9 protein-coding genes are annotated in these 12,888 nt (G+C 47.8%); 6 read left to right on the top strand and 3 right to left on the bottom strand.

The features are described from left to right. Positions 1-161: 161 nt before the first annotated feature. Positions 162-953, bottom strand: coding sequence for an archaetidylserine decarboxylase (asd, locus tag J2T19_RS17385; RefSeq protein WP_307217884.1), 792 nt, complete (start codon positions 951-953; stop codon positions 162-164). A gap of 86 nt (positions 954-1,039) precedes the next feature. Beyond that, a complete protein-coding gene (locus tag J2T19_RS17390; protein WP_307217886.1) occupies positions 1,040-2,170 on the bottom strand; it encodes a YheC/YheD family endospore coat-associated protein in 1,131 nt (376 codons plus the stop codon). Between the two features lie 277 nt (positions 2,171-2,447). Here J2T19_RS17390 and J2T19_RS17395 point away from each other — a divergent pair, with 277 nt between their 5' ends. Then, positions 2,448-6,782, top strand: coding sequence for a WIAG-tail domain (locus J2T19_RS17395; RefSeq protein ID WP_307217888.1), 4,335 nt, complete (start codon positions 2,448-2,450; stop codon positions 6,780-6,782). Positions 6,783-6,950: 168 nt separating this feature from the next. On the opposite strand, the gene J2T19_RS17400 is transcribed toward J2T19_RS17395, so the two are convergent. Continuing rightward, the gene (locus J2T19_RS17400; RefSeq protein WP_307217890.1) at positions 6,951-8,516 is read right to left on the bottom strand and encodes a M4 family metallopeptidase; all 1,566 of its coding nucleotides are present in this window, start codon (positions 8,514-8,516) and stop codon (positions 6,951-6,953) included. A 523-nt stretch (positions 8,517-9,039) separates the two neighbouring features. On the opposite strand from J2T19_RS17400, the gene J2T19_RS17405 reads away from it, so the two are divergent. The 5 genes from J2T19_RS17405 (at position 9,040) to J2T19_RS17425 (ending at position 12,879) form a co-directional block, all read left to right on the top strand. After that, the gene (locus J2T19_RS17405; protein ID WP_307217893.1) at positions 9,040-9,195 is read left to right on the top strand and encodes a hypothetical protein; all 156 of its coding nucleotides are present in this window, start codon (positions 9,040-9,042) and stop codon (positions 9,193-9,195) included. Between the two features lie 52 nt (positions 9,196-9,247). After that, a complete protein-coding gene (locus J2T19_RS17410) occupies positions 9,248-10,132 on the top strand; it encodes a glycosyltransferase family 2 protein (RefSeq protein WP_307217895.1) in 885 nt (294 codons plus the stop codon). A gap of 166 nt (positions 10,133-10,298) precedes the next feature. Continuing rightward, positions 10,299-11,378, top strand: a complete 1,080-nt coding sequence (locus J2T19_RS17415; protein WP_307217897.1) for a glycosyltransferase family A protein — start codon at positions 10,299-10,301, stop codon at positions 11,376-11,378. Then, positions 11,378-12,151 (top strand): glycosyltransferase family 2 protein, encoded by a 774-nt coding sequence (locus tag J2T19_RS17420; RefSeq protein ID WP_307217899.1) that lies wholly within the window; start codon positions 11,378-11,380, stop codon positions 12,149-12,151. The genes J2T19_RS17415 and J2T19_RS17420 overlap by 1 nt, the downstream gene beginning before the upstream one ends. Next, entirely contained in the window at positions 12,148-12,879 is a 732-nt protein-coding gene (locus tag J2T19_RS17425; RefSeq protein ID WP_056702532.1) for a sugar phosphate nucleotidyltransferase, read from the top strand. The genes J2T19_RS17420 and J2T19_RS17425 overlap by 4 nt, the downstream gene beginning before the upstream one ends. The last annotated feature ends 9 nt before the right edge of the window (positions 12,880-12,888 follow it).

Below are 12,888 nucleotides of genomic sequence, written 5' to 3' on the forward strand. Positions count from 1 at the left end.
TTACGGAGTGAGGCTTCGTAATGCTTGTATACATGCAGTGTAATGGCTGTATCATGCTAGCATGATACATAGACTAATCTAAAAAGGATGGCAGAGACCCTGATTACAGGTGTTCCGCCATCCTTTTTAATTGTGCATGAGAGCTGCCAGTCTTATGAGTATTAGTGAATGGGTTTCAGGCGGCCGAGCAATGTTCCCATTTTGACGGAATCTCCCGGCTGTAAGCCAGGCGTTGGTTCAAACGTACCACTTTGCGTTAGAAGAACCACCGTTGAGCCGAATTCAAAATAGGCTAAATCATCACCTTGTGCCCATGTGCTGGTATCTGTATCAGCATACTGAATACTGCTCACATTCATCGCACCGACCTTAACCACAGCTACTTCACCATAATCATGGGCGATGTACGTAATCAGTCGTTCGTTGCGACTCAGCACGGATCTCATATGTGTCAGACCAAAATCATTCACGGGGTAAACTTTCCCCTTGATATGTTCGCTCTCAATCCTGCGTCCGCTAACAGGTGCATGAATGCGGTGATAGTCGCGAGGGCTGAGATACAGGACGAAGGCATAACCATGTTTGTATTTCTCCCGATGTGGTGAGTGATTCAACAATTCAGCTAGTGTATAGTTTTGTCCCTTAACATTCAGGAGTGTTCCTGCGGATATTGGACCCGCTGCCGTAATTTTGGCATCTACTGGACTAATTAGCGCATGTTCCGAAAGGTCTAATGGGCGCATGCCTGGTTTTAATTTGCGAGTAAAAAAATCATTCAGTGAACGGTATTCCTTCCAGTCTTTCTCTGCTTCCTGAACAGGGATGTCGTAGGTCCGGACAAAATAAGGAATAAATGCCTTGCTTCCTCTGCTCTTGGAGAAGGCTCCCACAGTTCGCGAGATCCATTTGCGAGAAGAAAGCTCAGTCATTAACCGTAACAGCGTTTTTGCCATGAATATCCCCCTTAGGGTTAGTGCGAACATCAAGGCCGGTAGGACCCGGCCGTTCTGCATAATATTGACACAGAATGCCTCCGAAATCAATACGGGTACTTCCGGTACGTCTGTGGTTGTCTAGGGATACGCGAATTCTGCTCCAGCAGAAGACGTCCATATGCCATCGGTTCGTGGTAACTTGCCCTCCATTGTTCCACCAGACCGGCTTTACGGAAACCGTAACGCTGATCCCGTCCATTACATTCAATAAAATAAATCTGTCCGTCGCGGGCGACGCCTAAATCAAGACCTAGATCCGCAAGATGAGGTAGGCTTGCCGCCAGCGTTTTGGCGATACGCAGCGAGACTAAGCGGATTCTGGATTCCAGTTGTGCGAGCTCGTAGTTATTCACATCAGAGCCTAACACCTCACCCAGCGTCATGACCTTACCGCCTTGAGCGATATTAGTGACAAAGGTATGTGTCGGAGCAGCTTTGGCGAATAGTCCAGTCACTCCCCATAAACCATCCATTCCACGTTGTACTGAAACACGCAGATCCACCGGTCTTCCCTCATATCGGATGAGAGGAATACGTTCTTCAATAAGGTGTGCATACCGGAAAATTCGGCGCAGGATCCCTGAGGGTAGCTGCCCCTTGGTTAGTCGAAAGGTGGCCCAGCCTTTGCGTGAAGCTCTCGTTTCACGGGTTAATTTCCAATGCCCGTCTTGCTTGAATATTCGGATAATGCCATGCCCAATACTTCCGCTACATGGCTTAATGATCAAATCATTATACTGCTCCATCATATCCGTTAACGATTCAGGTGTGGCTCTCACGGCATGAGGCAGATGCTCTCTCAGTAAAGGTTCCTGACGGAGCATGTCGTGAATATGATCCTTACGGTAACGATTACGAACGTTATATACCTGAATACCTTGCAAAAGTAAGGTAGTAACTTGATGCTGTTCCGCTTGGCGGAGCTGAAGTGCACGGTTATGAATGACTGTGGGTAAGGGCATTTTTTGCCGGACGTATCCGTCTTCTTTTTTTACATAGGCTACACAGGTTTTGGTGTTGAAATCGATATCTTCGAGTCGCAAAAAACAAGGTGTCAATCCGTGGCTGGCTGCTGCCTGCTCATAATTCACGAGTGATTCCTGACCGGTCCTTCCGGCCGGTATCCCTCGGTACATGCGTGAATCGAACATAATGCCGATCGTCTCTTGTGGCATGACCGCTCCTCCTTCAAAGTTATCAAGGCACTGGTTCGTCCGTTCATGGCATACCCGTACTTATATGATATCGTATGACAGTTTTGCTCGGAGGGCATGGACATCTGCCTTTTTCGATGTAACCGTACGCAGCCTATTTCACTTCATGGGGTTCATCTGATCCGTTCTTACTTGTACATGATGGCTCAGTATGGAAAAATGCCGGATTAGAAGTGGCAGATGCCTAGATTCAAGCATATGATGCCGGAGACGAACGTGAGAGGAAGGAGCAAGCTGCATGAGTAAAAGAGGCAAAAAGAAGGTTCTTACGCCGAAACTGCGGCATGTGAGCCCGAAGTTTAAGGAATTGGAACTGACGGATCGCCGTATCGGCTCGACAAAATCGGATCCGTTCTTGCACAAGGAAGAACGACTGGAGACATCTGTACCGGCTCATAGAGCCATTCAAAATCAGATACCTGTAGAAACTTCGCCAGTATCAGCGGATCAAGCTGCAGATGAAACAAACGCAAAAGAAGTTAAGCCAGAAGTGGAAGCAAAAGCAAAAGCAGAAGCAGAAGCAGTACTACCTGAGCCACAAGCAGTTCAACCTGAACCCAAAGTGGCAAAGGAACCAGAGGTACCAGCATCCGTAGAAGAATCCAAGCAAATTCAAGTGAGCAGTGTAGCGCCTAGTGTTCTAGAAGAACCGAAGGAAACGACAAGTCAGGATCGCCGATATATCTTGAATCAGAATCAGATGCCAGGCTCAACGGGGGCGTACATCTATACGGATGACCTGAGTGAGTATGCGGTAACAGAGAGTAGACTTGCACCGTTCTCGGTAGATGCATCCAAATTGAAACCTGGAGCTGTTGGCAGCGAGGCGTTACAAGATTATGCAGTGACTAGCATTCATATCGCAGATGGTGCGATTGTATCTGCTAAACTTGCCGAGGCATCCGTATCAGAGGAACATTTAATTGATGGCTCGGTATCAGGTTACAAAATACGTAATGCTTCTGTTGGCGGAGAGAAAATAAGAGACGGCAGTATCACATCGCAAAAGCTGGGCAACCAGGTCATTGATGCAGCCAAAATTGCCGATGGTTCAATTGGCACAAGGCATCTTAGTCGCATGCTTGTCACGGAGGAGTTAATCAAAAACCAAGCCGTTACTGGAGATAAAATTGCCATCAGCGGTGTAGATACTCGCCACCTGACAGGCGGAGCGGTGCATACATCCAAGTTAGCGGACGAAGCAGTGACAACAGCTAAAATCCGTGAGGGAGCGGTCACTAGCAGCAAGATCGAAGAACAATCGGTGGAATCTCGTCATATTCAGTCAGGTGCGATCAAGCAGACCCATCTGGCTGAAGGGGCAATCAATCGTTCCCAGCTCGCAGCGGGTAGTATTGGAAGTGAGCAGATTGAAGACGGTGCAATTGAAGCAAGACATCTGGCTGAAGGCTCGCTGAGCGGAAGACATCTGGTGGATGGCGCAATTGGATCTAATCAGCTTCGTACTGCTGCTGTAGGTAGGGAACAGATCGGTACGGGCGAAGTGACCAATGAACATCTGGTGGATGGTGCCGTGACGAGCAGTAAATTGGCAGATCAATCTGTAGGGACAGCCAAACTGCTGGAACAGTCCATTACAGCTTCTAAGATTGCGGATCAGAGTATCGTTGCTTCCAAAATTGCCGATGAGGCAGTGCATGGGAAGCATATTGCTAAAGGCTCTATTCGTGCAGAGCATATCGCCAACCGGGGGATCTCGCCTGTGCATGTGGATAATGCAGCGATCCATTCCATCCATATTGCGAGTGGGAGTATTGAGGCTACGCATTTAGCCACAGACAGTGTGTCTGCGGATGCGATTGCACCCGGGGCTGTCTCCACATCGCATCTGACGGAGTCTGCGGTAGGTACGTATGAGCTGCAGGATGGTGCGGTAACCGATGCGAAGCTTGCGGATGAAAGTATAACGGAAGAAAAATTAGGCTCGGCATCGATCAGCAGCAGAGCCATCGCTCCAGGAAGTGTGTCATCATCTCATCTTGCACACGGCGGAGTGACTGGCGCTCATCTTGCGCCAGGTAGCGTGGGTTCCGATGCTCTTCGACCATATGCAGTGAAAGCGGAGCATTTAACCGAGCACGCCGTAGGCGTACCTCATCTACAGCCAGGAAGTGTGCAAACGGATGCCATATCTCGTGGTGCGGTCACTACAGATAAATTGGCTCCGGGAAGCGTGACTTCCAGCCAGATCGCTGGAGGCAGCATTTTCCCACCACATCTCACAGATCATTCGGTTACTTCACCAAAATTATCACCTGAGAGCGTTGCTACAGATAAACTAGCAGATTTGGCTGTGACCTCAGCTAAGCTCGCAGATGGTAGCGTCACATCCAGTAAAATCATGGCTGAGAGTATTACGGCTAAGCATATTCCCGCGGGAACGATTCGTGGTTATCATCTGAAGCAGCACTCGGTATCACTGGAGCATCTGGCAGATGAGATCCGGTCACCAGAATTATTTGCAGATGGAAGTATTACAGGCAATAAATTACGTCCAGGTTCGGTCAATGCAGAACATCTGGTTGCGGATTCTGTATCTTCGGATACATTACAGCATGATTCAGTGAGCAGTGAGCATCTGCAGCCATCTGCAGTAACATCCATTCATCTGGCTGATGGCAGCATCAAGTCGGATCATCTAAGCAATCAGATCGTTCATTCACAACATCTGAAGGCAGACAGTGTTCATGGGGAACATATCAATGAGCAGGCCATTACATCACATCATATTCTACCCGGCTCCGTTCAGACGGATCATCTGGCACCGTTATCGGTAACAGAAGCGCACCTGCAACCAGGCTTGATCAGTGGCTTGCACCTGAAGGCCGATTCAATCAGCAACGTTCAGCTTCAGCAAGACGCAGTGCAATCACGTCATATTCATGATGGAGCTATTTTTGCCCATCATATCCAAGAACGGAGTATCGGCACAGCTCATCTGGAAGAAGAATCGGTCAGTACGATTATTTTGCAAGAGGAATCCGTGACTCGCTCTAAGCTGGCAAGTGGCAGTGTAGATAGCAGCAAATTGATGCCGGGAGCCGTATCTGGTGTACATTTGTTGGGAGAGAGCGTACAGTCGGCTCATATTCAGGACGGAGCCATTCGAGCAGATCATATCCAAGCACAAAGTATTAATTCAGATCACATTCAGGAGCAAAGCATCAACGGAGATCACATTCAGAGTGGTGCCGTTCAAGGAGACCACATCCAAGAGCAAAGCATTAACACAGGACACATTCAGAGCGGAGCCGTTCAAGGAGATCACATTCAAGAACAGAGCATTCACGCTTCTCATCTGGAAGTGGGAAGTGTAACAACGGAGGCCTTGGAGAGTGGCGCTGTCACGTTGGATAAACTCGCAGAGGGTAGTGTGGATGGCAGTAGATTGGCGCCGAAAGCAGTGTCGGGTGTACATCTGACCGAAGAGAGTGTGCAATCAGCTCATATTCAGGATGGAGCTATCCAAGCAGGTCATATCCAAACGGATAGCATCAACGGAGATCACATTCAGAGTGGTGCCGTTCAAGGAGACCACATCCAAGAGCAAAGCATCAACGGAGATCACATTCAGAGCGGAGCCGTTCAAGGAGACCACATCCAAGCACAAAGCATTAACGCAGCTCACATTCAAGACGGAGCTATCACGGTAGATAAACTTGCGGGAGGTGCCATTGACGGAAATAAGCTTCGTGAGCAGAGCATCACATCTCAACATTTAAATGTAGGAATTGTGAATACTGCACATTTAAGCGAGGATATTTGGACTGCGATTCGTCAGGTAAGTGGAGAGACGCTAGAGCAGTTTGAAGCCACCAAACGGCAGGAAGCTCCTGCAATTGTAGAAGAAGATCACCTGAATCAACCCAACAAGCTCAATCAACCCGACCACTCAGAACATCTGGATCTTGTTAACCAGCTCAATGTACTGAATGAGTCGGATCAACAAACCCAATTTACGTTAGCCGATCAACAACAGCAACTTACACGATTGGAAGAACAAACCGTCGCACATGCCGAGGCGATCCAATTACTTCAGACATCTGTCCAGGAGTGGAAAGAACAGCCTGTTACCGAATCAAAGGCTGATCTATCGACAGGCGAATGGATTCAGACAGAAGGAGAACTGTCCGGTGTAGCCGAGACGGATAACGGCAATCATACGTTCGAGCTCAATGAACAGTCTGTCCAACAAGCGCACTTGTGTGACAACATCGTGGGTAGCGAGCAGTTACAGGCAGGATCGGTTCAGCCTCAACATCTATCCTTCCAACCTGTACGTAGTGTTAGCCGCCAACTGGTTGTGCAACAATTCGGTATGGAAGCATTTATCCTGCCAGAGAATGAAGAATGTGTAGAGGTGACGGTTGCATTCGAAGAGTCATTTGCATCAGAGCATTACGTTATTGTTGCGATGAGCAATGACCGTGGATTCCAGGTATCCCTGCTGTCTCAGAGCGAGGATGAGGCGGTGCTGGAGGTATCACGTGCGGCAGGCTGCAAGCACACATATGGTTTGTTATCATGGATCGCTGCTGGACCTTCCGTATAAGAGGTTGTTCATAGCACCTGCTGTTAAACACGGGTTATATATATTTCTACATGTGAACAAGCAAAAGCGGTTCCCGGATTTGTCCAGGACACCGCTTTTGTTCATCATTAGGGTCGATCCGTTCGGACAGTGAGGGGTATCAGAACGTTCGCCACAGTTAGAGATTAATTATAGTCCTACAGCCTGATATGCTTTGGTAATCGCTGTTGCTTCAGCAGAATTGGCACCGTACAGATCTTTGGCAGCTTGAATCGTTGCTGTTTTGGCAGCGGCAAACTTGGACGTTGGTGTCAAATAATTCACAAGCGTGCTATAGAAAATGTTCACCGCTTTATCACGTCCGATTCCAGTTACCGTTACACCATTATGTGTGCCGCCTTGCGCTGCGAGATAATAAGCTTTATTGATAATTCCGCTATTAATATGAACACCACCATTATCCTGTGAACCGATGTAACGATCGCTGTACTTATCAGGTTGTCCATACAAGGTAGGATTGGAGAGAGAACGCAATGCATCACCCGGAATGTTAGGCGTATAGATGGCATCACCAAGCAACCAGTTTTTACTTTCGATGGTGTTCCCCATAATATCAGCGAAAGCTTCATTTAATGCACCAGGTTCATTACGGTATTCGAGATTTGCTGTGTATTCAATGACACCATGAGTCAATTCATGTCCTACCACATCGAGATCACCAGATAGGGACGTGAAGGTTGTACCATCCCCATCACCAAAGACAATTTGCACACCGTTCCAGAACGCATTGTTATAGTTCGAACCATAATGCACGGTAGATCTGATTTGCAATCCATTGCCATCGAGTCCATTACGATTGAATTTATTTTTGTAGAAATCATAGGTGGCAGCGGCATAGGCATGCGCATCAACTGCTGCGCGATCCGTCCAGATATTGTCTGAATCGGTGAGCAAAGTACCCGGTAGAGAGGAACGATTGTTGGCTGTATACGTCTGAATGCCTTTTCCACGCGTGGTATCTTTTAATTGATACGTACTTCCTGATTGCGTTGTGGTGAGGGTTTTGGTATCACCAAGGACACCTGTACCTGTACCCGTAGCGAAGTTAATGAGATCAAATTGGGATACGATGCTACCATCAACAGCATTAATGAAATATTTTGTCCGCAGCGGGGCTGGTTCAAGTACATTGACTTCGGTAATATACACGAGGTAGGTTTGCCCATCCTCTTCATGGTGGTAGATGTTCAATTCAGCTTGAGGATCTTTTTGGGCTTCGCCCAGTTCACCAATACGGGAAGTGGCTTCTTCTGAGGCAATACGGATAGCATCCTCGGCACTAATCTCAGCTACACCATCGTTCGGGATGGATTGTTCTTCAACGGGAGGAAGGTCACCAAGGGCGGAGGAAACGGCTCCTGTTTTGTCCAAATGAATCGTTTGCTCTGCACCGTAGACCGGAATGCCCTTGATGTATTGTTTCAAACGGAAATGTCTTATGCCGGAAGTGTCCGTGGATCTTTTAATAATTTTGAGCTGAGACGTTACATCCGAATTCAGGAATTGCTCTTGTTGCCCAAGAAAATTGAAGATGGCTTCGTCGGAGCCGTTGTTCAAAGGAATCCCCTCCTCAGATACGTATGGCACTTGCAATGGAATGGATTGATCTGACAACGGAGCCGCTCCTGCAGAAGATACGGAAGCGAGCAAAAGTGCTCCTCCAAGAATTGTTGGCATAACTTTGGCAAATTTCATAGTAAACGCTCCATTCATTCAATTTTTTGGGGAATCATATCATGCCATTCTTGGGTGGAGTTCCGACTGCGACGTGGGCAGCGCGGAGCGTGGGGCTAATCCTGAAGCGTGGAATGTTACACAGACGGTTATAAGTCAATCGTTCGGATAGCTTGTCTCATGCTGGATTAGCAAGGTCAAAGTATCCGATCCGGTCGCTTGTTCCATATCGTCTATTACCTTTCCTCTTTCGGATGCCAAGGGGTATTGTCAACTTGCGAAGCAGAAGAAGTCTTACGGAGCCGGGGTGTTCGTACCAGGTTCGCGTAACCGGGAAGTAGGTGGTATATCGTGAACGGCATCCCTCCTCTCAAGTGATATAAGCAAGGAACGAAAAACATGACACAATTGTCCTAAGGTTAATGAATAGCAGCAAGAAAATTAGTTAGGAACATTTGTTCTTTATAAGGATTTTTTTGTAAGTTGAAGGCTTGAACGTATAGTATCACAATGTAAAAGTTTGGAAAAGGAGAAATTTTAGATTTTGCTCAAAATTATGTCTAAAGTAGGGGATGAGCAACCTTTTACCGATATTTTGACGGAATTTGTCTGGAAGGAGCGGAGAGAAAGCGGATTTTGCTGGGAGAAGTGCCTACCAATCAAGGACAAACGCCGTTTCCACTTCTCCACGAATACATAGAATAACGTGTACTCCCTTGCATGCTGATGATTTTTAATGGGAGGTGATATAGGTGCAAAACCGCCGTAGTATCGCTCGGACGGGTACCAAACCAAGTTCCAAACGAAGTAGGACACAGCAGCAGAAACAGCGATTGAAACCGATGCGTAAAAAAGGTACAAAGACCTATAGGTATGTCATTCCAGCTATGGAGCAATCAGAGCATAGTCCTTTACTTTCGGTAATTATTCCAGCAATGAACGAAGAGAAAACGATCGGTAAAGTGGTTCGTTTAGCCAGGCGTATATGCTGGGATTCGGAAGTGATTGTAGTGGTCAACGGCTCTACAGACGGTACGGCAAGAGTTGCAAGAGCGGCAGGTGCTCGTGTAATCCATTATACAGAGGCTCTAGGTCATGACGGCGGTCGTCAAGCGGGCGCGACGGTGGCTCGTGGAAACATATTATTATTCACCGATGCAGACATTCCGATCTCTCCAGAGCACTTAGCGCCTTATGTGCGAGCGATTATGGATGGAACAGACGTTGCCCTGAACGACTATAACGGCCCGATTACACGAATCCCTATACATCCGGTGGTAGAAGCCAAACATGTTTTGAACAGTATGTTAACGAGGCCGGATCTGGAAGGAGCCTCGATGACAGCCATTCCACATGCGATAAGTCGTAAGGCTCTGGAGGTTATAGGTGCTGAAAGTCTAGAGATTCCTCCACTGGCACATGCCAAAGCAGTGGTCGGTGGGTTACAGGTGCGCGCAGTGCACCATGTGCCTGTAGGCAGAATGAATGCAGTTCGGTCACGCAAACGAAGAGGTACTGATCTGTTAAGCCAAGTGATCTTAACAGATCATCTAACGGCCATCAAATGGATGACAGATACCCTTGGCTCCCGTGGAGGACATTCCGATCTGGAGCGGGTACGTAGCCTGGCGAGGTGAGCATATTGTAATCATTCACGGACGGTTTCCAGGTGGCGTACGAAAGAGCATGAGGTGTATTTACCTTGATCCTTGCTGGACGGCGGAACGGAGAACACTCTTGCTCTAAAGCTGTCGTATTCGGAAACTTGAAGGCTGAATGCTGCAATATGCTGGAGGTGACAAAATGAGAGCCCGTATCGTTGGTGTTCGCCATCAGCGAACACGAAAGAGAGGTATGCGAGGAAGACGAGGGCAAGTGTTGAAGAAACAAATCACGAAGCTGGACACGAATCGAGCATTGTTCCAGCAGTCATGGAAATACGGTGAAGAAGCGGGGCGGCATAGCTCGGGTGATATCGATTCCATGGAGCAACAGGCACATTTTGCTTGGCACAAATGCTGGCCTACTCTATCCAAGCAGTTGGATAATTACGTGGATGTAATGCAGGCAGGGAAGGCATTTATGCAGGGGTATGCTCGTTCAGCTGGACGCTCAATGAATATCGTTCCTATGCATCTTCACCGTAGCGCGGCGGCTGTAGTCAGTGCCTGTAACGAAGAGGCCACGTTGGCTCAAGTCATTGTCCAACTGAAGCGACTTCCCCTGACAGAGATCGTTGTTGTATTAAACGGAACAACCGATCATAGCCTGGAGCGGGTGCTTGATCATTCAAGAGTGACCCTTGTCTATGAGCCGAATCGCGCAGGTCATGATGTTGGCCGTGCACTGGGTGCTAAGGTAACGACAGCAGAATCCGTTTTGTTTGTCGATGGAGATATGGTGATTGCGGCAGAGCAACTGGCACCTTTTCTGTATGCGGTTGATCGCGGAGACGATGTGGCGCTTAACGATCTGTCCTCCTTATTGCCTGCATTTGCACGACAAGATGAGGTCACTCGAATGAAGGCATACCTCAATCGGACACTGGGGAGAGCTGATCTTCAATCGAATTCTCTAACGGCTGTGCCCCATGCATTATCTCGGCGTATGATCCAGGCAGTGCATCCGGAGTCCCTTGTTGTTCCACCTAAAGCACAGGCTCTCGCCATTCAACATGGATTAAGAGTAACGGCACCTAGTCAGGTCGATGTGATTCGATCCAATCGTCTTCGTTCCACCAATGTAGGTAGCGGCAATCCGGTTGCTAAGCTCATTATTGGAGATCATCTTGAAGCGATAGCCGAGTGGCTGAAATTGGCAGGGCAAGAGGTGCTAGCACCCACGTTATCCCGTAGCGAAGTGGCTTACAGGAGGAACACCTGATGACATGTACGAGTATTATAATTCCAACCTATAACGGATTAGATTTATTGCAATCCTGCATTGCGTCGATCCGTCAATATACAGGTGCTCATACCCCTTACGAGATTGTTGTTGTGGATAATGGTTCAACGGATGGCACGGCCGCTTATTGTGCCAAGGAACATCTAAGATTTGTCCGGTTGCCTGAAAATCGTGGATTTCCTGCTGCCTGCAATGCAGGGCTGCGTGTAGCTATCGGAGATGAGCTTCTTCTCTTGAATAATGACGTTACGGTGACTTCCTGTTGGCTCGAAAATTTACGAACTGCTCTCTATAGTGATGAGCAGGTTGGAATTACAGGCCCTGTCACTAATTACGCCAGCGGCATTCAGCAGGTCAAGGTGGATTTTCACAGCATAGAGCATTTTCAGGAGCTGGCGAGAGCCAACAATGTAACTGATCCACAGAAGTGGATAGAGGTTAAACGGATCGTTGGGTTATGTATGCTTATTCGGAGACGAGTACTCGATTCGATTGGCTTGCTTGACGAGGCGTATTCGCCGGGACATTATGAGGATGATGATTATTGTTATCGCGCCCGGATGAAGGGCTTTCGCTTGCGGGTATGTGGCGATGTTCTAGTTCATCATCAAGGCAGTGCAAGTTTTCTGAAGACGGATTCGGATACATGGAAACAGCTACTAGAGCGTAATCGCTCGATTTTCATTAACAAATGGCAGGTCGATCCTCTTGAATATATTGAGACATCCGATGAAGGAGGCAACGTGAAATGAAAGGTGTTATTCTTGCTGGCGGAACAGGAACAAGATTGTACCCTCTGACGCGGCTGATCAATAAGCATCTGCTTCCAGTCGGTAAACATCCGATGATTGTGTATGGAATCGACAGGCTCCGTCAGGCGGGGATTGAAGATATTTTGATCGTGATGGGTAAACAGTCGGCTGGTCTATATACCGATTTCTTGGGTGGCGGGGCAGAGCTGGGTGTTCGTTTGACTTATCGTATCCAAGAAAAAGCAGGCGGCATTGCAGAGGCTTTGGACTTGGCGAGATCTTTTATTTTACCGGGAGAACGATTTGTTGTGCTGTTGGGTGACAATCTGTTCAGTGATGATCTGAAACCGTATGTTGATCGATATGTACAACAACCTGAAGGAACAGCCCGTGTGTTGCTGAAGAAAGTGGATGACGCCAGACGATATGGCGTACCGGAATTTGATCCTCAGCACCCAGAGCGTATTACGCATATTGAAGAAAAACCGAGTCATCCAAAGACATCCTACTGTGTCACTGGAATTTATATGTACGATGATCATGTGTTCAACCTCATTGGTAACATTGCGCCTTCAGCGCGTGGTGAGCTTGAAATCACTGATGTGAATAATCATTATGCTGCCGCAGGTGGGCTTGAGTACGACATTTTGCAAAAATATTGGAGCGATGCGGGTACGTTTGAATCACTACAGGAAGCTTCGGTTCGAATGAAAGGTCAACTGCCATAAAATGATTGT

This window comes from Paenibacillus tundrae, assembly GCF_030812775.1.
Lineage (GTDB): Bacteria > Bacillota > Bacilli > Paenibacillales > Paenibacillaceae > Paenibacillus > Paenibacillus tundrae_A.